Origin of the sequence: Gorillibacterium massiliense (genome assembly GCF_000455485.1) — a bacterium.
Classification (GTDB): Bacteria; Bacillota; Bacilli; order Paenibacillales; family NBRC-103111; genus Gorillibacterium; species Gorillibacterium massiliense.
The window spans coordinates 38853-63006 of the sequence record NZ_CBQR020000004.1 but is presented as its reverse complement, the minus strand read 5'-3'; the positions used below and the strand labels follow the sequence as shown (position 1 = coordinate 63006).

At 50.9% G+C, this 24154-nt stretch carries 21 protein-coding genes; 2 read left to right on the top strand and 19 right to left on the bottom strand.

Features of this window, described 5'->3' with window-relative positions:
- From TJ79_RS00590 to gpr, 11 genes are all read right to left on the bottom strand, one after another.
- The coding region (locus TJ79_RS00590; RefSeq protein ID WP_040948346.1) for a TCP-1/cpn60 chaperonin family protein at window positions 1-970 on the bottom strand (970 nt) is incomplete at its 3' end.
- Window positions 971-1131: 161 nt separating this feature from the next.
- Complete coding sequence (hrcA, locus tag TJ79_RS00585) at window positions 1132-2160, bottom strand: heat-inducible transcriptional repressor HrcA (RefSeq protein ID WP_040948331.1); 1029 nt, start codon at window positions 2158-2160, stop codon at window positions 1132-1134.
- Window positions 2161-2281: 121 nt separating this feature from the next.
- Window positions 2282-2767, bottom strand: a complete 486-nt coding sequence (locus tag TJ79_RS00580; RefSeq protein WP_040948330.1) for an N-acetyltransferase — start codon at window positions 2765-2767, stop codon at window positions 2282-2284.
- Between the two features lie 59 nt (window positions 2768-2826).
- The gene (gene hemW, locus TJ79_RS00575; RefSeq protein ID WP_040948345.1) at window positions 2827-3984 is read right to left on the bottom strand and encodes a radical SAM family heme chaperone HemW; all 1158 of its coding nucleotides are present in this window, start codon (window positions 3982-3984) and stop codon (window positions 2827-2829) included.
- A 65-nt stretch (window positions 3985-4049) separates the two neighbouring features.
- Window positions 4050-5864 (bottom strand): translation elongation factor 4, encoded by a 1815-nt coding sequence (gene lepA, locus TJ79_RS00570; RefSeq protein WP_040948329.1) that lies wholly within the window; start codon window positions 5862-5864, stop codon window positions 4050-4052.
- A 116-nt stretch (window positions 5865-5980) separates the two neighbouring features.
- Window positions 5981-6397, bottom strand: a complete 417-nt coding sequence (locus tag TJ79_RS00565; RefSeq protein WP_040948328.1) for a hypothetical protein — start codon at window positions 6395-6397, stop codon at window positions 5981-5983.
- Between the two features lie 12 nt (window positions 6398-6409).
- Window positions 6410-7660: a stage II sporulation protein P gene (gene spoIIP / locus TJ79_RS00560; protein ID WP_040948327.1), complete on the bottom strand. Its 1251-nt coding sequence runs from the start codon at window positions 7658-7660 to the stop codon at window positions 6410-6412.
- A gap of 348 nt (window positions 7661-8008) precedes the next feature.
- Window positions 8009-9271 carry an MFS transporter gene (locus TJ79_RS00555; RefSeq protein WP_040948326.1) on the bottom strand — a complete coding sequence of 421 codons (1263 nt, stop codon included), beginning with the start codon at window positions 9269-9271 and terminating at the stop codon, window positions 8009-8011.
- 193 nt (window positions 9272-9464) lie between these two features.
- A complete protein-coding gene (locus TJ79_RS00550; protein ID WP_238322709.1) occupies window positions 9465-9902 on the bottom strand; it encodes a ParB N-terminal domain-containing protein in 438 nt (145 codons plus the stop codon).
- Between the two features lie 258 nt (window positions 9903-10160).
- Entirely contained in the window at window positions 10161-10922 is a 762-nt protein-coding gene (locus tag TJ79_RS00545; protein ID WP_040948324.1) for an HAD family hydrolase, read from the bottom strand.
- A 219-nt stretch (window positions 10923-11141) separates the two neighbouring features.
- Window positions 11142-12146, bottom strand: coding sequence for a GPR endopeptidase (gene gpr / locus TJ79_RS00540; RefSeq protein WP_040948323.1), 1005 nt, complete (start codon window positions 12144-12146; stop codon window positions 11142-11144).
- Window positions 12147-12339: 193 nt separating this feature from the next.
- On the opposite strand from gpr, the gene rpsT reads away from it, so the two are divergent.
- A complete protein-coding gene (gene rpsT / locus TJ79_RS00535; protein ID WP_040948322.1) occupies window positions 12340-12612 on the top strand; it encodes a 30S ribosomal protein S20 in 273 nt (90 codons plus the stop codon).
- A gap of 177 nt (window positions 12613-12789) precedes the next feature.
- On the opposite strand, the gene holA is transcribed toward rpsT, so the two are convergent.
- The 6 genes from holA to TJ79_RS00505 form a co-directional block, all read right to left on the bottom strand.
- On the bottom strand, window positions 12790-13779 hold the full coding sequence (gene holA, locus TJ79_RS00530) for a DNA polymerase III subunit delta (RefSeq protein ID WP_040948321.1): 990 nt from the start codon (window positions 13777-13779) through the stop codon (window positions 12790-12792).
- Between the two features lie 381 nt (window positions 13780-14160).
- Complete coding sequence (locus TJ79_RS00525; protein WP_040948320.1) at window positions 14161-15273, bottom strand: anti-sigma factor; 1113 nt, start codon at window positions 15271-15273, stop codon at window positions 14161-14163.
- Entirely contained in the window at window positions 15270-15818 is a 549-nt protein-coding gene (locus tag TJ79_RS00520) for an RNA polymerase sigma factor (protein ID WP_040948319.1), read from the bottom strand. The genes TJ79_RS00525 and TJ79_RS00520 overlap by 4 nt, the downstream gene beginning before the upstream one ends.
- Window positions 15819-16324: 506 nt before the next feature.
- Window positions 16325-17521 (bottom strand): N-acetylglucosamine-6-phosphate deacetylase, encoded by a 1197-nt coding sequence (nagA, locus tag TJ79_RS00515; RefSeq protein WP_238322708.1) that lies wholly within the window; start codon window positions 17519-17521, stop codon window positions 16325-16327.
- Window positions 17502-18245: a glucosamine-6-phosphate deaminase gene (gene nagB / locus TJ79_RS00510; RefSeq protein ID WP_040948318.1), complete on the bottom strand. Its 744-nt coding sequence runs from the start codon at window positions 18243-18245 to the stop codon at window positions 17502-17504. The genes nagA and nagB overlap by 20 nt, the downstream gene beginning before the upstream one ends.
- Window positions 18242-19108, bottom strand: a complete 867-nt coding sequence (locus TJ79_RS00505; protein ID WP_040948317.1) for a MurR/RpiR family transcriptional regulator — start codon at window positions 19106-19108, stop codon at window positions 18242-18244. The genes nagB and TJ79_RS00505 overlap by 4 nt, the downstream gene beginning before the upstream one ends.
- A gap of 258 nt (window positions 19109-19366) precedes the next feature.
- Between TJ79_RS00505 and TJ79_RS00500 the strand changes: the two genes are divergently transcribed.
- Window positions 19367-20287, top strand: a complete 921-nt coding sequence (locus tag TJ79_RS00500; protein ID WP_040948316.1) for an RCC1 domain-containing protein — start codon at window positions 19367-19369, stop codon at window positions 20285-20287.
- 124 nt (window positions 20288-20411) lie between these two features.
- Here the strand turns inward: TJ79_RS00500 and TJ79_RS00495 are convergent, their stop codons facing one another.
- A complete protein-coding gene (locus TJ79_RS00495; protein ID WP_040948315.1) occupies window positions 20412-22187 on the bottom strand; it encodes an ABC transporter ATP-binding protein in 1776 nt (591 codons plus the stop codon).
- Entirely contained in the window at window positions 22174-23949 is a 1776-nt protein-coding gene (locus TJ79_RS00490; protein WP_040948314.1) for an ABC transporter ATP-binding protein, read from the bottom strand. Before TJ79_RS00490 ends, TJ79_RS00495 begins: the two co-directional genes overlap by 14 nt.
- Window positions 23950-24154: the final 205 nt, after the last annotated feature.

Sequence of the window (24154 nt, the reverse complement as noted above, 5' to 3'; positions counted from 1 at the left end):
CCGCGGCGGGCTTCGCCAGCGCCGTGTGCCGCAGGGGCGTCGCTCCGGTGAATTCCCGGAGCCGGGCCATATCGCGGCGCGATATCCGCGCGATCGCCATGATGCCATGATCGGCGCAAAACTGCTCCGCTTCGGCATCAATACCACGGTCCGACGCCACAAGACCAACGCCTAGCTCCTTCAGTTTCTGCAGATCGGAGCGGAACTCCGCCCGCATTGCAGCGTACGCCCGGTAACCGGATTCGGTGCCAAGGGTTTCCTCCTCCGGCTTTTCTGCCTCGAAAGCGTCCAGCAGCAACAGTACACCGCTTCCCTTCGCCTCTAACTGGCCGTGAAAGCCACCGGCCGGCGTTTTGGACAAAAGCAGCCCCGGCCACACTTCGTTGCGGCATTTCGAGAGCGGCGTAACGGTATCCGCCAGCCGGAAGGTCTCGTCCAACAGCCGCTCAACCCCCACATGGCGGGCGGCTTCCAGCACGAGAGCGGCGATATCATCCTGCCCTCGGCCGGCTATGTATGCAATCCGGCTAAGTGCCGGATCCCCCAAACCCTCGATGGGAGCGGCTGAGGCAGAAATCGCCTCTGCCGCCAAGCGTACGCCTTCTTCGATGCCGGCGACCACTTTTGCCACCGGCACGCCTTTCAGCACCTGCGCGGCTCCTTCGGCTACCATGGCGCCTGCCAAAACCGTGGCCGTCGTCGTGCCGTCTCCGGCTTCCGCCTGTTGAGACCGGGCTACCTGGACAACAAGACGCGCCGCCGGGTGAGAAACGTCCATTTTTTCCAAAATGGTCACACCGTCGTTGGTAATGAGGATTTCGCCTTGAGCCCCTACCAGCATCGTATCCAGACCTTTGGGGCCTAAAGTGCCCTCAACTGCCGAACAAATGGCCCGGACAGCTGAGGCGTTATTCATCAGGGTCGCATGACGATCTTCCAGCTCTCCGCCACCCGGCTTCCCAGTGTTCATGGTCAAATCTCCTTTATTCATTACCCGATTCCCACCTTATAAGAAAACCTCTATCGAGGCTTTTCAAAGATGAGCGACCGCGTTATAAGGTAATTTTTCTTGCGATTTCAAGACGCCACTGCTTCGAAGTTCATACTTTCTGAAATCGTCGAAAGCCGAGATCACATATACCATCGGCCTAAAATCATCGGCAGGCTCTTCGACAAGTGATCCAAGAGTCCCATCACCTTGCCGTATTCCATCCGGGTGGGGCCGAGAATACCGATGGTGCCGACGTTTCGTCCGTCTATCGAGTATGTGGCGGTGATCAAGCTGCAATCGCTAATCGCCCGCATATTATTCTCTTCTCCGATGCGCACCTGAATGCCCTCGGGCAAGGTGGAAAACATTTTCATCAGCACTGGAGTTTCCTGCAGCAGATCGAGAATGTGCTTCACCTTCTCGACATCGCGGAATTCCGGCTGTGTGAGCATATTGGTTGCGCCGCTTAAGAAAATCCGGTCCTCGCTGTCCCGGGAGTTCAGAACGCCTTCCAGCGATTTGATGAGGGTTTCGTAGCCGCCAACGTAGCGGCTGAGCTCCGAACCGATCTCGCTGTACATTTTGGCGCGGATTTGTAAAAGAGGAACATCCTTCAACCGTAGGTTAAGGATGTTGACGAACTTCTCGATATCGGCCATGGAGACATTCTCCGGAATGTCTACCGTCCGATTCTCCACTTGCCCGGTATTGGTAACGATAATTGCAACAGCCGTGCGCTCGTTAATCGGAATGACCTGCAAATGCTTGAGAGTTGTATTGAACACCTCCGGACCAAGAACGATGGAGGTATAATTGGTAAGATTGGATAAAATCGCAGCCACCTGCTGGATGGCTTGTTCCATCCGCTGCAGCTTTTCTGCCAGGAAGCCTTTGAGCGCCGTTTTTTCGGCACCGCCCAGTTCCCCGTATTTCAGCAAATGATCGACATAATAACGGTAGCCCTTTTGCGATGGAACCCGCCCAGCTGAAGTATGGGGTTGTTCGAGATAACCCAACTCCTCCAAATCGGCCATTTCGTTCCGGATTGTAGCCGGACTATAGCCGACGTCTCCCCTTTTCGAGATGCTGCGGGAACCAACCGGTTCTGCCGTACTGATATAATCATCGATTATTGCGTTTAAAATCATGCGTTGGCGATCGGTAAGCATGTCGTGTCCCTCCCGTTATCATAATCGTCGGCAGGTTGTTTCTTCCCTGTCGTTAGCACTCACTCGATACGAGTGCTAATCAACACTACAAAAATACCATTCCCAAACAGCGGTTGTCAAGTCAAACCAGCTGTTTGAGTACGGCAATTTCGTCGCAGCAATGCTGCTTTTTGCAATTTATGCAATCCGTCCATACCTTTTCTGGAAAGATTTCTTTATTCACGACGGTAAAACCGACGCGTTTGAAAAACTCAACTTCGTACGTCAGAGCCATCACCTTGGAAATACCCATTTCACGCGACATCTCCATGAGCCGTTCTACCAACATGCGGCCAATGCCCTGTCCTTTGAAACCATCCGTAATCCCCAGGGAGCGAATCTCCACCAGGTCCTTTCCTAACTGGCACAGGGAGCCGCAGCCCACCAGTTCGCCGTCAGCCTCTGCGACGACAAAGGTGTCCAGAAGATACTTCAGCACCTCCTTGGAACGGGGCAGCATAATCCCCTTCTCCGCATAACCGTGTATAATTTCCGCAAGTTTATCCAAATCCGTATTCACCGCTTTGCGGCAAACCACAACTGTTTGAACTTCCCCCGTTGCTTTCACGCGTCTCCACCCCCGTTGCTTTTCAATATGAATAAATATACAACAGAGTGGATATTCTCTCAAGTCAAAATGCCGATAAATTCTGCAAAAACTTCATTTCCCAGAAAAATTCCTTCATCCGACAGCCGGTAGCTGTCTTCCGAAGCCGTCAAAAGCTTCTTCGCCGTAAGTCGATCCAACACTCTGCCGAATATCGAGTGGAGCGAGACACCGAACTGGCGACGGAAATCCGCTTCACGGACCCCTTCCAGCAAGCGCAAGCCCACCATCATGAAATCCTCCATCGCCTCCGACTGGGAGACGGGGAATTGCTCCAGACGGGGTAATCCCGTTCGGGAAGCTTCGATATACGGCGTAATACCCTTGATATTCATATGCCGAGTACCCTGCGTATATCCATGGGCGCCTGCGCCGAGTCCGTAATAACTTTCATTTCGCCAGTAGGTAATATTGTGCCGGCTTTCAAAGCCCGGTCTGGCAAAATTGCTGATCTCATATTGTCCGTAGCCTGCTCCCTTCAACCGGTCGATGATCAGCCGGTACATGTCGGCTTCCTCATCTTCCGTGGGCAAGGGCAGCCGGTTCTTTTGATAGAGAGTGTGGAAAAGCGTATTTTCCTCCACCTTCAGGCTGTAAATGGAGTAATGCTGCAAATCCAGCGCTAATGCCGCATCCAGCGTACGATTCATCAGCTCCACGGTTTGATCTGGCAAGCCGAACATCAGGTCGATGGACAGATTCTGGAAGCCCGCATGCCGGGCGTTTTCCAGGCTGCGGTACACTGCGTCGGTATCGTGGATACGGCCGATCCTCTCCAAAAGCCCGTTATCGAAGGACTGGACACCGAAACTTATGCGGTTGATTCCGCCTTCTTTCATTGCCGCCAGTTTTTCCGGGTCGACGGTTCCCGGATTCGCTTCCATCGTAAACTCCAGATCCGCTGCCCGATCAGGAAAATAGGTGCGGACGATGCCGAGAAACCGGCTCATCTGCTCCGGCGTCAGCACCGTTGGCGTTCCGCCGCCCACAAAAATCGTATCGACCCTGCCGGGAGGAGCATTATGCAAAGTCTGGGCGATCTCCCGCTCCAAGGCATCCAGATAATCCGCAACAGGCTGACCTTTCAGAACGTAGGAGTTAAAATCGCAGTAGTAACATTTATTTGTGCAAAACGGGATATGCAGATAAACCGCACGGGGTGATTCCTGAGCGATCATGCTCATCGTTCACCCCTCCTTTCCTTTAAAATTATATAAGGGAGTGCCTAGGCACTCCCTCTCGTCTATTCGTCCAGCTTGAGCACCGCCATGAAGGCTTCTTGGGGCACTTCGACGCTTCCGACTTGTTTCATCCGCTTTTTGCCTTCCTTTTGCTTCTCCAGGAGCTTCCGCTTCCGGGAGATGTCACCGCCGTAACATTTGGCGAGAACGTTTTTGCGCATCGCCTTGACCGTTTCCCGGGAAATAATCTTCTGGCCGATGGCCGCTTGAATCGGCACTTCGAACATTTGCCGCGGGATCAGCTCTCTCAGCTTTTCGCAGATGATCCGGCCGCGGTTGTACGCACGGTCGCGGTGTACGATAAAGGAAAGGGCGTCTACTTGCTCGCCGTTCAGCAAAATATCCATTTTCACCAGATTGGACTGCTTGTATCCGGACAATTCATAGTCGAAGGAAGCGTAGCCCTTGGTGCTGGACTTCAACTGATCGAAGAAATCATAGACGATTTCCGCCAGAGGCATATCGTAGGTAAGGGTGACCCGGTTCGAGTCCAAGTACTCCATGTTGATGAAGTCGCCGCGCTTGCCTTGGCAAAGCTCCATGATGGCGCCGACGTAATCGTTGGGCACGATGATCGCCGCTTTTACGTAAGGCTCCTCGACGTATTCGATGCGGCCCACTTCCGGGTAATGGGAAGGGTTGTCGATCTCGATGACTTCACGGTTCGTCAAGGTAATGCGATAGATAACGCTGGGCGCCGTCGTGATCAGCGGAATATTAAACTCCCGTTCGATGCGCTCCTGAATGATCTCCATGTGCAAAAGCCCGAGGAAGCCGCAGCGGAAGCCAAATCCGAGAGCAGATGAGGTTTCCGGCTCGTAACGGAGCGATGCATCGTTCAGCTCCAGCTTTTCCAAGGCGTCACGCAGATCGTTGTAGTCCGAGCTTTCGATGGGGTAAAGACCGCAGAACACCATTGGGTTGATTCTACGGTAGCCGGGCAGCGGATCCTTCGCGGAGCGCTTGGCGTCGGTTACGGTATCGCCGACCCGGGTATCTTTGACGTTCTTGATGCCTGCCACGATAAAACCGACATCGCCAACGGTCAGTTCGTCCACGATGGTCATCCGCGGCATGAACGCCCCGACTTCGATAACCTCGAAGGTTTTGTCTGTAGCCATAAAGCGGATTTGCGAGCCGGCCTTGATGGAGCCGTCCACGACTCGCACATAAACGATAACACCTTTATAAGGGTCGTAATGGGAGTCAAAAATAAGCGCCTTGGTTGGGTTATCCGGGTTTCCTTGAGGAGCCGGAACCTTCGTTACAACCTGCTCAAGAATTTCCTTGATTCCAATTCCTGCCTTCGCCGAGGCCAGCACCGCTTCACTGGCATCCAAGCCGATTATATCCTCGATCTCCTGCTTAACCCGCTCCGGATCGGCGCTGGGCAAGTCGATTTTGTTGATCACCGGCAATATTTCCAAGTTATTGTCCAACGCCAGATAAACGTTGGCCAAGGTTTGGGCCTCGATACCTTGAGCTGCGTCCACAACAAGCAAAGCGCCCTCGCAAGCCGCCAAACTGCGGGACACTTCATAGGTAAAGTCAACGTGCCCCGGGGTATCGATCAGATTGAGAATATACTCTTCCCCGTCGTCGGCTTTATAGTTCAGATGAACGGCCTGGAGTTTTATCGTAATGCCCCGCTCACGCTCCAGATCCATTTGGTCCAGTACCTGTTCCTGCATCTCCCGAGAAGACAAGGCGCCGGTGTACTCCAGGATCCGGTCGGCAAGGGTCGACTTGCCGTGGTCGATATGGGCGATAATAGAAAAGTTGCGTATCTTCTTTTGCCGTTCCCGTATTTCCGTCATGCTAAACCTCCGAAAAGTTCACAATAAGAACAATTATAGCAGTTCGGGGGGGATGGGGCAACGTGCTGTGTGTAACATGGACTTCGGGCATTCGGTAAGCGTTGCAGCATTAGCCGTTAATGAAGCAAACTTCCTGCAAGAGAAACAAACAATCCGACCAGCGCCCCCACCGCCATCCGCACCACTTCGCCTAGCTTGGTACCCAGCCGGTTCATGAAGGATTCTTTCACCGGGGCTTCAGATCCGGCTTCTCCATGTGCTCCTTCGCCTGCCGCCTTGCCTCCAGCCCCGTTCACGCTGGCCGCTCCACTTTTCGAAGATTCGCCGTTGCTTGCGGAGCTAGCTGACTTCACGCCAGCCGGATTCGATGCATGCGGGTCGTCTCCAAGACCTGCTTTAATCTCCGGCAAAAAGGAGCGGTGCACCAAAGCCGGATTTTTGCCGTCATGCTTCGCCGCCTGATCGATACCGAAGGAAACGCCAAAACCAGCTAAGAAGATAATGAACAAAAGCTGTGCGGAAAAACGCTTCATGACCCTCTCTCCTCACTTTGCTTCCGTGATTTTTGCATCGACAGGGGTGGCCTCTTTATCCGTTTGGTGGTATAAATCCGCTATCGCTCCAGCTAGGACATCTACTGTGCGGTAACACTCTTCGAGCGAGTTGTAAGGGCCGCCGATTTCGATCAATACGCTGTTTTCCGCCAGGCTCTGGTTATATTCCGCATTGCCGTCGTGGGGTGTTTTGCCCCATACACCCCTGGACAGGCCGGGCATGGTTTTCTCCAGCCGCTGGTTGATTTGATTGGCGAAATCTTCATTTTTCTCCCAATGGGGATTGCGCTGCCCGATGATGAAATACACCTGAGCGTAATCCTTGCCGTTTATCGTTGCTGTTGTTTTACTGCGGGCCAGAGAATCCCGGTGAATATCAAACACGAAACGGATCTCAGGATGCGCAGCAAAGGCCTCCATGACCGTTTTTTGCGAGTATTTGTATGAATAGGCGAAGTTGAAGTTTTTGACGACACTACTGTAATCCGTGCCGTAATCGATCGACCCGATGCCTTGTTCCTCTAGCTTCTGGGCAAGATGCTTCCCGACGAGGGTGACATTGACCTTGGAATCGTAAGCGAGATCGGGATTCGTCACGTTTTTCAATTCAGGCAAGTAGGATTCCCGGTTGTGAGAGTGGTAGATCATGACAACTTTTTTCGCTAGGCCAGTCTCATCCTGAGGCTTCGTGCTGGGTGCAGTAGATGGAGCCGCCGAAGGCTGGGGAGTGGACTCAGCCGAACCCGGATCCGTGCCGGATTTGTTGGGTGAAACGCCTCCGGTTTTGCTGCCATCTCCGGGTGAATAGTCCTCGGGACCGCCGGAATCGTCGGATCCGCTGCCTTTGCGGAGCATCAAGGGATTATCTACGCCAAGACCGGGCACTTCCCGAGCCAGATAGGATTTCGGGTCCTTGAGATTGATATCCGTCAGCAAGCGAAATACGAATTGGAAAGTGTGGGATTGGGAGAACGTCGAGGACTTGCTGTCATTTTGCAATTGAGGAATTTCCAAGCCCATGGCATCCAGAAAAAAATCGTTGGATATGGACGCCGCCCAGCCTTTCATTGAGGAGATGGGTGCGCGGTGAAGATGATTTTGAACATAACCGGCTGTACCGAGCACGGCGAAAAAGACAAATGTACATAGGGACAGCGTGCCGAAGGCTTTGCTCATGGCCGCGAGCTGCTGTGCGATTTTACGAATTCGGCTAAGATCGATGGTAAGTGACGTCCATTTCATCCCGGTGTTCCTCCGTTCGGATTTCATTGGCTGTAAGATTCACGCATACTTGACTCTATGAATCTCTTCTAGCAATTAGAACCTCTCAGGCAAATAGAACCCCTTCGGATGATATGGAAAAGAGAGCATCCGCAAATGTGAAAATTAACGATATTCCCCCGAATACCATGCGGACGGTATTCCGATGTGATGAACATCATAAAACCGGCATCATTGGCCGGGAGATATAAGAAGTTTTCAAAAAAACCAACAGTAAAAAAGGAGCTGCCCCAACTCCAATCAAAAAAGCTTCCATAACCACTATGAAGTGGAATGGAAGCTTTTTTGCTGATCTTGTTCTTATTCAAATTACATTCGACGAATTGGAGATAAAACCGCGATTACCACTTCCACCAACTTAGCAACCGCAGCAATGACGAAGATAATTACCGGGCTCGAGTTTACAGTAAGAAGCCCGGCAATTGCCGCGCCAATGGGCATAGCAAGTCTCGATATAACTCGAGAAAATCCAAGTACACGACCAAGCATTTCCGGTGGAACCGTCATCTGCCGCATAGACTGAACCAGTGTATTCCACCCAACGTTACATATTCCGACTATTGCAAAAGCAATTCCCGGTGCCAACCAAAAATGATTGTACGTCGGAATTAAAAAGCCAATTGCACCTATCGTTAGCAGAACGGATATTAATACACCTTTCTTAAATACTTTTTCCAGAGGAACAATCAACAACGATCCAAGCAGTCCTCCAAACCCGATAATGGAATAATTAATACTTGATTGGTGTGCATTAAGATGAAGCTCTGAAAGCAAGTAATACATGAGTACGGAGAAGGCAGCGCTATAACCGAAGTTCCCGACCATCGCTTGCAAGGACAAAGCCAGGTTTAATCGGTCTTTTACCAACCAACGAAGACCGTCTTTCATGTCCGCAAAGATCCTACTTAATTTGAAAGAACTTTGTCCTCCCCCAAGATAAGGCAAGCGGTAAACCGCCATCCAAGTGGCACCAAAGGAAATAGCATCCAACCACAATGCCCTATACCCACCTAATGCAGCCACCACTACACCAGCAATTGCAGGCCCGATCATATCCGTAAGCTGGTTAATAAATTGGGAGGATGCATTGGCACGAGTTAATTCCTTTCCCGCTAGTGCAGGGACGGAAGCTATATTCGCTACATCAAACATGAGGGATAAGACCGCAAGTAAAAATGCAATCACATAAAGATGCCAAAGGTGCAGTTGCCCTACCTGTTCAAGGAGTGGTACAAGAGCGACGAGAACTGCGCGCACCGCATCCGTAGCCAACATTAATTTTCGCCGATCAAAGACATCGACAATTACACCGACAATCGAACCGAATAGGACGACAGGTAACACACTAACGGCAAACATCGAACTCAGAACGATTGATGAATGAGTTAGTTGGTAAGAAATCCACGGCACAGCGAATGAATAAAGTGAATCACCCAGCCGCGATACAAATAAGCCTGGTAAAAAGGTGAGATAAGGAATTGGCAGCTTAATCCATGCGGCATACCTTAGCTTGTTTCTTTTCGATTCAATAACGGGGTTATTCTCACGATTTATTTTTGACAAGTATGACATACCCTCCAATTTATTCCACCGGACAAAATCAATACCTCTAGGATTAGCTAATTCAACATATCCTGTCAATTACTCTCAGAGCATCGGCTTCAAGCACAAACACTTATTGACGTCGATAAATGATAATAACTAAAAAAGCCCGCTTTTTAGCAGACTTCAATAGGCGAATATCTTTTCTACTCTTTTGTACTTTTCATTCATCCAATCGGCTCCATCTGCTTAAATTACTCGGATTATCGCTATCCCACAGGATTACCCAACAATTTTGATAATGAAGTCTTCTCAATGCTTCATGTCTGTGGTTCCCATCGCGAATAATCAACTTCCCCTCAAGGTGTTGAACGATTAAAGGAGGATATTCCCAACCTTTCTGAATGAGATCACAAAACGTTTCAATATGTTTTTCCCAATCATCTAGCGGATTATGATATTCCATATGTTCTTCGGGACCGCAACACCTTTGGAGTTCACTTACAGATAGTTGTATGGGGCCGAGCCAATACCTTTTTTGAAGTTTTAAACCATCGGAGAAAGAGGAATTATTTCCGATCGTTTTAAGAAAAATATGCACCCATTCTTCGATACATCCATATTTGGAAAATTGAATAGCTTCTTCTGCCGTAAATTTCATAGAGAGCATTGAAATCCACACCTTTAAAATTGGAATGTATTTACACTATAACAATTTGGTTTTAAAACTGACACGGAAAAAACTTTTATATAAAAAGAAGCTTTGACTCAGTTGCATAACGGTTAAATCAAACAAATCTGGCATATATCAGGCCCCTGCCCGGCAGTGCGCAACCCTTGGGAAAACGAATCGTTACAGCAAAAAGAACCTCCCGCAGGAGGCCCATCATTTACTGCATATCCGATTTACGATGATACCTTACCGATCTACGACAAGCTTCCGGTTCTTTTCCGCCGTAAAGTTATTGATCATATCCGGAACATCCTTCAGCGCCGGCACGGTAAAAAAGGAATCCTTCGGTTGCGCGGAGACGTCCACGATATTATAATCCCATTCCCGGATCGCCGGAACATAGATGGCTTTAATACCCGTTTCCAGTGCAGGTAGGATATCCGTCCGAAGAGAGTTGCCCACCATCCAGGAGACACCGCGGTCGAAGCCGTTCTCTTGTAAAATCATCTCTAGCGCAGCTGTTTCTTTCCGCTGCCGGATGAAGATGCGATCGCCGAAAAATCGTCCAAGCCGCAAGCTTTCCACCTTGCGTTTTTGGATGACCTCCACACCGCCGGTGTACAAATAAAGATGATGCCCTTCACTCTGAAGCCTTATAAGCGTTTCTTCCATATAAGGGTAAGGCTCCACTTCACGGTTATAAACCGATTTTCCAAGCTGGAGCAAGCTGTCGATCTCCAGATCATCGGGCAAACGCCCGGTCATTTGGCAGAAATAGCGGTATGTTTCCACCAAAGAGTGGGGAAAATGATCCTCCGTGAAGCCCAGTTGGGTAACGCCCAGCGTATCCAGATCATACTGTTTCTTTTTGATATCCTCGGCGGATATCTGAAACCCGGCGAACCAGGTAGTCATTTGATCGCAAAATTGCTCCAGCACCATATCAAAATAAATATTGCAATGACTTAGCGTATCGTCCATATCGAATAGAATCGTCTGCGGAGTCATGATGACCCTCCTTCTCCAGCCTCAAACCTACCATTTATTTCTTTGTACTATAAGAAAAACGTCTATCGACGTATATTCAAAGAAGCCAGACCGCGGCTAAAGGTAGTTTTTCTTGCGATATTAAGGAAGCTAATACTCAGAAGTTTATACTGTTTTATATCGTAGCAAAACCTCCCGAAAAAGACAAAAGATTTCTACCTGACTATCCATGCTGTCAACTTAGTGGGTGTAGGCTGATACATTGGTCTGATCAACGGCTTCATGGAGCCCCGCATTCAAGCCGCTGGCGATAATATTGGCGATATCTTCAATAAACTGATCCACTTCTTTTGGAGTGACGAGCAGATCCTGCCCGCTCGGGCTCAAAACCTCCCTGACCAGTTGAAGCCGCTCTTTATCGTCCAGTGTACCGACTAAGCCTAAGATGTCTCCCGATTTGCTCGTCATTTGCTTGAAATGCTCGGCCATCATATCGATGCAATTGTTTACGATCGTGGACGCATAGACCACCGTCGGCACACCGATGGCCAGACACGGAACACCTAAAATTTCTTTAGTCAGCCCTTTCCGCTTATTACCGATCCCCGAACCGGGATGCACGCCGGTGTCGGCAATTTGAATCGTGGAATTGACGCGATCCAGGGAGAGGGATGCCAAAGCATCAATGGCGATAATCAAATCCGGTTTGATACGGTCGACAATCCCCTGCACGATCTCGCTGCTCTCGATCCCTGTAGTGCCCAGCACCCCAGGGGCGACGGCGCTGACCTGACGGTAACCGGAATGAACCTCACCCGGCATGAGTTCGAAATAGTGGCGGGTAATCATAATATTTTCCACGACCAAAGGGCCAAGAGCGTCAGGAGTAACGCTGCTGTTGCCAAGGCCGATCACTAAGACGCTCGCGTTTTTGGGGATGCCGATACGAGTCAGAAAGGCAGAAAATTCTGAAGCGAACCGCGTCGCCACCTTGTCCTGCAGCTGGGTATCCTTGCGTCGGAGCCCCGGAGATTCGATGGTGACATAGTGACCCTGCATCTTCCCAACGGAATGAGCAGCTTCCTCTGTGCTGATATCCATCAGCGTCACCTTCAGACTGCCGTCTTCATCTGTGGACATGTTGACGCCGGGCACAGCGTCTCCATATTTTTTCGCGGCAAGTTCGTTGGCTTCCACCGCTAAATCCGTGCTTCCAGCATAAACGGGATTTTGCTCGGTTGTCATTCGCGGCCGCCTCCTTTGCATTTGGTTCGTACCGTTAGTCTGGTAAAAATACTTTTGTTTATTCGTCACCCGCCAAAACCCGTTTCTATGGAACTTCACCTTCTTGTTGCAATTTCAAAACACGCGTGATAGAATATTTAAAGTTGTCGACCATGGATGATCATGGTTTTGCCCGATTAGGAGGTGAACTTGAATGCCGAACATTAAATCCGCGATTAAACGCGTAAAAACGAACGACGCTCGTCGTCTTCGCAACGCTTCCCAAAAATCCGCCCTTCGTACGGCGGTAAAATCCTTTGAGGTTGCTGCTGAAGGTCAAAACGTGGAAACCGCCAAGGCCGCTTTGATCCAAGCTTCCAAGAAGCTGGATAAAGCCGTAACCAAAGGCTTGATCCATAAAAACACAGCAAACCGCAAGAAATCCCGTTTGGCCAAGAAGCTGAACGCCCTTTCGACGCAAGCTTAAGTCGAAAGCAACGTGAAACGTGAATGCAATACAGGCAAGAAGCTGATGAGCGATCATCGGCTTTTTTTGCATCAAAAAAATGCTGACCCGCGCGCAGCCTACACGACTCGGATCAGCATTCGTCAGCCTATCTTACTCCGATAAACTCTTCAAGAATCAAGGATCGCTAGAATCGAATCAGGCTGCCGCGATCCTCAACATCAGCATTTCCATCCCCAGCACCTTGTCGATTTTCCCACTTTTCATTTGGTAGTCAAGATCGGCCAGTCCCGAAAGAATTTCTGCCAGCTTGTCAGCGGCGTATCGTCTGCCTTGCTCAGCCGCCAGTTTTACCGGATAAGGGTGAGAACCCAACTGGGATGCGATTTGTTGTTGAGAATATCCTTCAGCCAGCAATTCTTTTACCTGCAAGATCAATCGAAATTGCCGAGCCATAAGAGCGACGAGCTTGATCGGCTCTTCTTTCATCTTCAACAGCTCGTACAGCAGAGCGAAAGCCTTTTCCATCCGTCTTTGCACAATATCCTCGATAAGCAAAAAGACATTTTGCTCCGTACTGCGAACGACGAGAGCCTCCACGGTCTCACGCGTGATCTTTCCTCCCTCTCCTGCATAGAGAGCAAGCTTGTCCAATTCGGTTGCCATCGTCTGAAGTTGTCCGCCTGTAAGCAAAACAAACGCTTCAATCGCTTTTGGATCCATAGTGACCTTTCGCGCATCGGCCCTACGGGAAACCCAGCGGGACTGCTCCTCCGGCGGAAGAGAAGGAAAGGCTTTGAGCGCCTTCTTTTCCTTCAACGTCTTCACGATTTTCTTCCGTTCATCCAGCTTCTCCGCATCTACTGTAAAAATCACAACCGAGTCATCAGCGGGGGAAGCCAAATATTCAGCAAGCCGTTCCGTTTTATGTTCGACCTTGCCGCTTTCCTTCGCTCCTGTCAAAAATGCCGCGTTCTTTGCCAGCACAACCTTCACCGGAACGAGAAAGGGCGCCGTTTCCGCATCATCCAAAACGACCTCAAGAGGCGTTTCTGCCAAATCGTAGCGGCTCACTGCCAATTCCATGTGCTCCGGGTCGATCTTTTTCTTGATGAGCCCGTCGATATATTCCCGAATTAAAAACGTTTCCGGTCCATAGCAAACGATGACCGGCATCTCGTTACCCATACGCCACACCTCAAAAATATCTTATCATAAACAAAGGTTGATCGGCCAACACCGGCTCCTTACTTCCGAAATAAGAGAACCTTTATCGAAGCTTTCCAAAGATGAGCGACCGCGTTTCTGAGGTAGGCTTTCTTGGTACAGAATGTTCTAGTGCTTTAGCACTCTAGCAACCATAAACATTCAGTAACGTTAAACAAAGAGACGGAAGAGACCTAAGTCTCTTCCGTCCCTTTATATAAACACCGGGCAGGAAGCTCTAGAAACTCCCCGCCTGAGCGGTTGCCGATGATGTTCAGGCCCGCCCGAAATGTCGAATACTATAAATTATGCATGCTGTCAGGAAATGTGCACAAAATCGAAAGAGCGGGTGTATCCCTGGCGCTAGCGCTGAAACTCTGTTCGGTTAAGCAAATCGATGACGTATTTTTCCTGAATGCCGCTTTCCCTGATAACCGAATAGCTTAACTGATAATCGTTATACCAGAGGGTCAAGTCGACCCTGTCATTTTTCCCCCAAGTCATCGTGGAAACAAACACCGTTCGATTGCCATCATCGCGGACGGTCACCTTCTGCCCTTCAATGGAGGCGATATATTTCCCGGTAACCGAAGAAAGGGTCAACGTGCTGTCAGAGCCCGTTCCGGTATAAGGTCCTCCGGCTAATCCTTCGTTTGCAGAACTTTTTGACGTATCGACGTCAGAAGGGCTGTCCTCAACGCCTTTTGCCGGCGCCATAATGACCCCCGGTTTAACGACAGCATTGTCACCCGTAATCGATTTTTCCCCCGCATCCGCTGGCGTAGGGCTGCCGAGTATGCCTGCTTTGGTATCTTTATCGGCATTATGATTCTCGTCCTTGAATTTACGGACGCTGCTTGCTCCCTGACCGCCGCCGGATCCGCTTGTAGCATCTGTGCTTAATGCCGAGTTGTACATAGCCGCAGCCGGATCGGGAGTAGCCGACGCCATGGGGGAATCGCCTGACTCTGAAGGAATTGGCGAAGTGGGAGTATCCGCTTTGTTGAAACCGAATCCTTGTAATGCCTCCGGATCGGCGTTTTTTGCGGCAGCTTGCATGCTCTTATCCATCGTCGCTCCAGCGCTCTTGGCTGGCGCAGAGAAGTTCCCATGTTGATAAAGAAACGCTCCCAGCAGGATAGCCGCTGCTGCCGTTCCGCCGTATGCAATCCAGCTTCTTACCCCGATTTTCCGCACCTTGCCACGTTCTTCCGGCTGCGGCTCTTCAAGAGCGGCGGAGTAGCCAGGATCTTGCAGCAGTTCATCCAACTGCGGTAAAATTTTATCCACGATACTGTATGGAGGAGTTACGAGAGGCAGCGCTTCAAGTTCATCGGAGACCAGTTGAAGGCGTTCAAAGAAAGCGGAGCATTCCGGGCATTGCCGAAAATGCATAACCATGGTCTGCTGTTCCGATTCCGTTATGTCATGATCAAGCGAGCGCTGCATGAGATCCGTCATTTGCCGGCAATTCATCCCCGAACACCTCCTTTCTGATAATCATGGAGCATGCCTTGCAACTGAAGTCTTGCCCGGAAGAGATAGGATTTTACCGTATTTATGGGAAGATTCAATGATTCCGCGATTTCCGCGTAACTGAAATCGTTTATGTAACGAAGCACAACGACGGTACGGTGATGCTCTGGCAGCTTCTGCATCGCTTCGTGGATATCCTTGACGGTTCCGGCGGAAATCACCTCGTCTTCTACAGATTCGGTAGAGGGAAACATCATCTCGTGCTCATCAATGGATATCGTCGGCTTGGTTCTGCGGAACTTGTCGATGCAGAGATTGGTCACAATCCTTTGCACCCATGTCTTGAATAGGGCCCTTTCCTCATATGAACCAATTTTCTGGTAAATACGAATCAAGGCCTCCTGGGCAGCATCCAAGGCGTCCTGCTCGTTATTAAGTATATAATAGGCCGTACGATAGACATGCGGCTCGATTTCTCTCAATATCTCGATTAGAGCTTCGCGGTTACCCGCTTTGGCTGCCCTGATCAATTCAGGCGCTACCACGGAGGTCCCCCTCTCTCGCAAACCTATAGACGGCATCTCTTATCCAAAGGTTGCAGATTATCAAAAAAAATCAGTCAAGTATATCCTTCGGCCTATTTCTTGCCCATACTCTGACAGTTGGGGTTTGACGGGTGCATTCTATCATCATTCGCAAATAACGATAAGATGTCAAGCCTATCCCCTATTGTAATGAATTATAGGGCTGGGTGAAAGCCGGATTATATGACTATACTTGAAAATTCCCCTTTTTGCGAAAAAGCATGTTCTTCTCTATAACGTAAGCTCGAGGGATTACATAACTATTTAACGGAAAATCTCCCCAGGCGTTTCATCTCGTAAGAATACGGCCATAATGCCAATAAGCTGAATCGAAAAAAACTCCTTATCATAAGACGACAAGGAGTTGGGTTTGGTTTTATTATTCATGGACTTTAGCATAACTTATGACGCTCTTGCTCCGATTGGTTGACCCTATGCGGTCTCACTGCCCCTGCTGTTGTACACGATCAAGCGCCAACTTCGCGCCCCTGTACCCACACTTTCCGCACTTGCAGATCAGCCGAAGCTAGAACGATATCCGCCTGCTTGCCGGGGATGAGACTGCCTGTAGCAGCATCGAGCCCAAGACGCTTGGCCGGATTCAAACTGGCGAGGCGGCTTGCTCTAGGCATATCCAGCCCGATCACCTCGACGGCAAAACGGTAGGCTTGCATCATATTCAACGTGCTGCCCGCCAACGTGTCGGTCCCGGTAAGCCGGGCAACGCCGTCTTTCACGGTGACGGCCAAGCCGCCCAGGCTATAGGGGCCGTCCGGCAAACCGGCCGCCGAGATGGCGTCGGTAATCAGTACCAGCCGGTCGTCTGGCTTCGCCTTCGCCAGCAGCTTGATTCCGGCGGGATGCACATGGTGGCCATCTGCGATTACCTCGGCTGTGATCCGATCCTCGCTCAGCACCGCGCCTACGACGCCGGGCTCCCGGTGATGAAGTCCCTTCATGGCATTGAACGTGTGCACGGCGTGGCTTAAGCCGCGCGCTACCGCCTTTTCTACCTGATCGTAGGTTGCGTTTGTATGCGCGGCGGCGGCAACGATACCTTTTGCGGCAAGCTGCGAGGCAAGCTCCAAGGCACCTTCCGTTTCGGGGGCAAAGGAAATCATTTTCACCACCCCCGGAAAGCGAGCCGTCCACTCTTCGACCCAATCAGTTCGCGGGGGGACAATATAGTTCGGATTTTGCGCTCCCGGATAGCTGGGGCTGATAAAAGGACCTTCCAGATGAGCACCTAGCAATTGTGCATAAGCGGAGCCGCCTGTCCGATACTCGGCCAATGCCGCCAACATCTTGTCGATCGCTTCCTTCGGAGCCGTAACGGAGGTTGCCAGCATGCCAGTCGTGCCATGAGAAGCGTGAAAACGGGTGATACCGTCGAAGGCTTCCCGGCTGCTCTCCATAAAATCATGCCCGCCGCCGCCGTGCACATGGATATCGATAAAGCCCGGCATTACCCAACCACCTGCCGCATCGATGATTTCCGCGCCTTCTGTATCCATATCCTCAAATCTGCCGATCGCTTCGATCCCATCCTCATGAAAAGCGATCGCCCCGCTATGGATCACATCATCTTCCAAAATGATATTCGCGTTCTTGATGATGCGATGTTTTCTAACTCGGCTTGTGGAATCAAACGTTGTCATATTCATCGAACAGCCTCCCTGCTTCCGAATCCAGCAACACGACGACGTGGGGATGAGTTTGCAAAAGCGATGCCGGGATATTGGTGGTAATGGGACCCCGCAGCGCCTGATACACCGTTTCGGCTTTGGCCGCGCCGCGTACGACCAGCAGGATCATTTTCGCCTTCAAAATCGTGCCGACACCCATCGTAATCGCCTGGGTTGGCACTTTATCGATGGATTCAAAAAAACGAGCGTTCGCCTGCAGCGTCTGTTCCCGCAATTTCACCACATGAGTTCCGCTGTTCAAGCTCAGGTCCGGCTCGTTGAAGCCAATGTGGCCGTTATGGCCAAGGCCGAGAATTTGCAGATCGATTTGCTTGGCGTCTTCCAGAAGACGATTATACCGCCGGCACTCCTCGTCGAGATCCGCTGCGTTTCCGTTGGGGATATGGGCTTTTTCCGGCGAAATATCCACGTGGTCGAACAGATGCCGTTTCATGAAATTCAGATAGCGCTCCGGGTGATCCTCCGGAATATTCACATATTCATCCAAATTGAAGGTCGTCACCTGGCGAAAGCTGACCCGGCCTTTACGGTAATCCTCTATGAGCGAGTCGTAGATGCCGATAGGCGTGCTGCCCGTAGCCAGTCCGAGAACGGCTCGAGGATTCGTTTGTACCAGACTGACGATAATGCCGGATGCCGCTTCATTCAATTCCTCATTGGTCGCGAACTTCAAAATATTCATCCTTCAGCAACTCCCTTGTTCACTCTGTATTTTCTTACCATCTGATAGCTGTTTTCCAAGCGGGGCACGTACTCGTCGAAACGACTGCTGACAAGTCCGGTAAAAAGAATATCGATAACGTGAAGTTGAGCGATTCTCGACGCCATATTGCCGCGGCGCATGCCTTCTTCCAGGGTGGAAGTGAATAGCTGTATATCCGCCAAGTTCGCCAGGGTATTTGCACCGAACTTCGTCAAGGAAATGGCTGTGGCTCCATTTTCTTTGGCGCAGCGTAAAGCGTCGATGGTTTCCGGCGTTTCGCCGGAATAGGAAATCGCCAGTGCGACATCACCCGGCCGCAAAAGCGATGCCGACGTAATCTGCAAATGGGAATCAGAGTAGCTGGCGGCATGAATGCCGATGCGCACAAGTTTTTGATAGAAATCTTCCGCGACGATCCCCGACGTAGCCGAGCCGTAAATGTCGATCCGGTTAGCGGCAGCAAGAACGTCAACGGCTTGCTGAAGCTTTTTCAGATCTAGGAGTCGGGTCGTATCTGTAATCGAGCGGATATGATTAGCCGCCATGGCGCTGACGATGTCCTCTAGAGGATTGCCGGCGACGATATCCTGGTAGCTCTGGGCACTGGGCTGAAGGGCCAGCTCGGCGGACAGCTTCATTTTAAAATCGGTGAAAGTGGAAAAATGAAAGGTTTTGCATAATCGGGAAACCGTCGCCGTGCTGACTCCCGCCCGCTGGGCGAGCTCCGTAATGCCGAGGCCAGCTGCTTCCATCCCATGCTCCAGTATATATTGAGCCGCCCTTCGCTCCTGTGGATGCAGCTTGCCGCTTGCTTCCCGCAGCATCGTCATAATGCCAGCCAATGGGCATCCTCCTTATAGTCGAAATAAATATGAAAATATTTATCTCAAATTTACATTAAACTACGAAAATAATTTACACATTCATTGTAGTTGATCCTCGCCGATTATTCAATACGCTGGGGAAAATTAAGACAAGTAAAATACTTATCAGTTCGATGATGGCAATTGACCGCTTAATCATCTCTATCGGCTGAATACGGAAGGATATGTGCATGATTTTATAGAATAAAATAGGTCTCATTTTCAAGGAGGTAAGACATGAATTACATTTCTCCGAATGAAGCGGCGTTAAAGGTGAAACGCTGGCCTAAAGATACCATAGCGGCGGGTCGTCGTCATACCGTTGGGCTTAAATCTGACGGTACGGTGACGGCTGTGGGGGATAATAAATGTGGCCAATGTGATGTAAACGGCTGGCGCGATATTGCGGCGGTCGCAGCGGGTAATGTTCATATGGCGTCGAACACGGGTAATGCTCATACAATCGGTCTTAAATCTAACAGTACTGTCGCAGCTGCGGGATGGAATAAGCATGATCAATGTGATGTAAGCAACTGGCGCGATATTGTGGCGGTTGCGGCGGGTTGGCGTCGTACCGTCGGGCTTAAATCGGATGGCACGGTGGTGGCAGTGGGTCGAAATCATGAAGGCGAATGCAATGTAAGCGGCTGGCGTGATATGGTGGCCGTTACAGCGGGCGACTGGCATACCGTCGGGCTTAAAATGGATGGCACGGTGACGGCTGTGGGTAATAATCGGTATGGCCAATGCAATGTAAGCGGCTGGTGCGATATTGTGGCAGTCGCGGTGGGTTATCTACATACAGTCGGTCTTAAATCGGACGGTACGGTGACGGCTGTGGGTCGGAATAAACATGACCAATGCGATGTAAGCGGCTGGCGCGGTATTGTGGCGATTGCGGCGGGTAGTCATCATACCATTGGCCTTAAAGCAAACGGTACTGTGGCGGCTATGGGTTGGAATGAGTATGGCCAATGCAACGTAAGTGATTGGCGTGATATTGTGGCGGTTGCGGCGGGTTGTGCCCATACCGTCGGGCTTAAATCGGACGGTACTGTGGTTGCTGTGGGGGATAATGAATATGGCCAATGCGATGTAAGCGGCTGGCGCGGCATCCAGCTGCCCGGTCGAATCGCTGATGCGACAAGAGTTAACTAATATAAAGCTATAGACAGAAGAATTAAAAAATAAAAACGGCAGAAAAAATCGCCCTCCATCTGACCCATATGGTCAAACAGAGGGCGATACTTTGATCATTTCATTTATGCAAAAACCGAGTACCCTACGCTTCCATCTTCTGCGCCGAGTACAGCTTGTAGTACAGTCCGCGCTTCGCCATCAGCTCGTCGTGGGAGCCGCATTCGGCGATGCCTTTGTCCGAAATGTACATGATGCGGTCGCAATTCTTTACCGTAGACAAGCGGTGGGCGATGATGAACGACGTCCGGCCTTTAAGCAGCTCGTTCAGCCCCTGTTGAAGCAGGCGCTCCGTTTTCGCGTCGATGGACGACGTGGCCTCGTCGAGGATCAGGATGCGCGGATCGGCCAGCAGCGTCCGAGCGAATGAGATGAGCTGCCGCTGCCCTTGGGACAGCTTGGAGCCCCGCTCGTTAACCTCCGTCTGATAGCCTTCCGCGAACTCGCGGATGAAGTCGTCGGCGCGGACGGTTTTGGCCGCGGCAATGATCTCTTCCTCCGTGGCGTCCAACCGGCCATAACGGATGTTGTCCATGATCGTACCGGAGAAAATGAAGCTGTCCTGCAGCATGATACCCATTTGACTGCGCAGCGACTTCAAGGTCACTTCCGAGATATCATGGCCGTCGATGAGGATTTTGCCGCCAGTCAGGTTGTAGAAACGGGAGATCAAATTGACGACGGTAGTCTTCCCTGCGCCCGTCGGGCCGACCAGGGCGATGCTTTCTCCGGCTTTTACGTCGACGGAAAGGTTCTCCAGAACGTTAAGACCCGGATCATAGGCAAACGTCACGTCGTCGAAGGTCACGTTGCCCTCGATCGGCGGCAGTTCCTTTGCATCCGGAACGTCGCTCACCGTCACCGGCTCGTCAAGGGTCTCAAAAATCCGTTCCAGATAAGCTACGGCGTTGATGAAGCTGTTGTACAAGTTGGACAGGTTGAGAATCGGCTGCCAGAAACGCGCTGCGTACCCGCCCATGGCGAGAATGACCCCGAAGGTTACTTCCTCCGGACCTAGCGCCAGCAGCCCCACCAGGTAAAGGGAGGTACCGACAATGGTAGCCAGATTGTCCACGGCAAACGGAATGAGGTAGTTGTAATACATCGCCCTCATCCATACTTTACGGTAGTTCCCGGACAAACGGGTGAAGATCCCCTCATTGTGCTCTTCCCGGGTAAAAATCTGCGTCACGCGGATGCCACTGATGCTTTCCTGCAGATAGGCGTTAACGTTGGAGTTTTTATTGGATACGGCCTGCCACGCCCGGCGCTGTTTTGTCTTGATGACCAGCATGACCCCGAAAAAGACGGGTAACCCCGCTAGAATGACCAGGGAGAGTTTGGCGTTAACAGCAAACATGAAGGCGGCGATGAAAATCAAGTTCAAAATTTCCAGAATGAAGTTTATGATGCCATTGGACAGTACATCCGATACAGAGTTGACGTAGTTGACGACGCGGATGAGAATTTTCCCCTGCGGGCGGTCGTCATAATATTGGAACGGCAGTTCCTGCAGGTGCTTGAACAAATCGGTACGGATGTCGAAGATGATATCCTGCCCCGCCCGGGTCATCATCCGTGAACGGATGGTGGCCAGGATCACGCTGATGACGATGGTGGCCAGCATGAGCCCCGACCAGCCGAGCAAGGCAAGCTTCGCCTTGGCGGGAATTGTCACGTCCACAACGTGCTGCAGGATTAGCGGCGCCGTCAAACCGATGGCTGCTGATAAAGCGCTGAGCAGAAAAGCGATGATCATCGGCTTTTGCTGCCGTCTGATGTAAACCATGGCACGCCGGAAGTGACGTATGTCAAACGGCGATTCCAAATCCTCGTCAACGTCGAATTTATTTCTGGACATTTGCCGTCACCTGCCTTCCGATACCTTCGTTCTGTAGAATGAATACGTCGTAGTAATAGCCCCGTTTTGCCAGCAATTCCTTGTGGGTGCCCTGTTCGATGATCCGCCCGTTCTCCAGAATGAGAATGCGGTCGGCTTCCGCCGTCGTGGATACCCGCTGGGCGATGATGATCTTCGTGCAGGAAAAATCCAACTCGCGCAAGCTCTTCTGGATATGCTCCTCGGTTTCGAGATCGACGGCGGAGGTGGTGTCGTCGAGGATCAGAATCGGCGGCTGCACCGCCATAGCCCGGGCCAGAGCGATCCGTTGCTTTTGCCCGCCGGAAAGCCCTACGCCCCGTTCGCCGACGATGGTGTCATAGCCTTGAGGCATCCGCTGGATAAAGTCATGGGCGGCAGCCAACTGGGCAAACTTCTGTACCTCTTCCTCCGGCATATCCGGATCGCCGTAGGCGATGTTGCCGTCGATGGTATCGGAGAACAGCAGCACGTCCTGAGTCGCTACGCCGATATTCCCCCTCAGTTCATCCAACTCCAGCTTGCGCACGTCGGTGCCGTCCACCAGCACGCGGCCTTTCGAGACATCGTAGAAACGCGGAATGAGGTTGATGAGCGTCGTTTTCCCTGCCCCCGTTGCGCCCATGGTGGCGATGGTTTCGCCCGGCTCCACGGAGAAGCTGATGTCTTCCAGCACTGTCACGTTATCGTACTTGAAGCTCACTTGATCGAATTCGATGCGGCCGTTATAGCGGCGCTTCGCAATGGGATTGTGTTCATTAACGATTTCCGGGTGGGCGTAATAGAGCTCCACAATTTTATTAAGACTTGCGTAAAATCGTTGGATATCGTTGATGATAATGCCGATGTTCCGCATCGGGTTGGAAAGACCCCAGATCAGCGCGGAAAAAGCGGAAAATTCTCCGAAGGTGATGCGGCCGTTCATAACGAACAAGCCGCCTGCCAGCATCAAGATGACGCTAAAGCCTTGAGCGAAGGTCTCTAGAAACGGAAAATAATCCAGCCAGACTAAAGCCGCGGTTTTGTTGGCCTTGGAGTAGTTGACGTTTCTTTCGGTGAATTTTTTTACCTCGTACTCCTCCCGAGCGAAGGCCTTGACGACGCGGTTGCCCGCGATATTTTCTTGAGTGGTAGTGTTGAGTTGAGACAGACGTTCCCGCAGGTCGATATACATCGGGCGGACGCGCTTGGCGAAGATGTAAGCCACGATGAAAATCGGCGGCGATAAAATCAGCAGCCACAGCGTCAGCACAGCGTCGATGGTGAAGAAGTACACCACAGCCGCGACAAAGATCGTCACCGATTCGATGATCGTCTTGATGATCCACGCCATAGAATGCCGCACCATATCCAGGTCCCCGGTCATTTTCGTCATCAGGTCCCCTGTACGGTTGTGATCATAGTATTTCATGTCTTGGCCTTGAATCTTGTTGTACAGATAAATCCGGACTCGATAAAGCATGCTTTGGGAGGAGATTTCGTATTGCATGGTCGTAAAATAAGCTAGCCCCGTCCGCAGCAAGGAAAAACCGATCATGCCAAGACATAGACCGATCAAGAGCCCCCGCTGGTCAGTCAGATTTTCCACTGCATGGTCGCCGGCAATGAAGGTGTCGACGATGCGTTGTCCCAGGTAAGGGTTGATGATGGTAAGCGATGATCCCACTACCGAAAGACAAAGTCCGAGAATATACCGTGCCCGATCCCCTTTCAAATTCTGCCACAGCCACTTGAGTTGAAACATTTGATCACCAGTTTCCGGTTTTTGTTAGTCTTTTGGCGGATAGAAGATTCTCAAGAAAGGGCTTACATATTTTGGATAAAAACCTAGTCTATACAAACCCAGAGCGCTTCACTTCGTCAAAAAACTATGAAAAATTATAAAACATACCTGTCGAGAAATCTAGCGAATAATTGATTTATAGTTATTCAATCCTGCGCAAAATTGA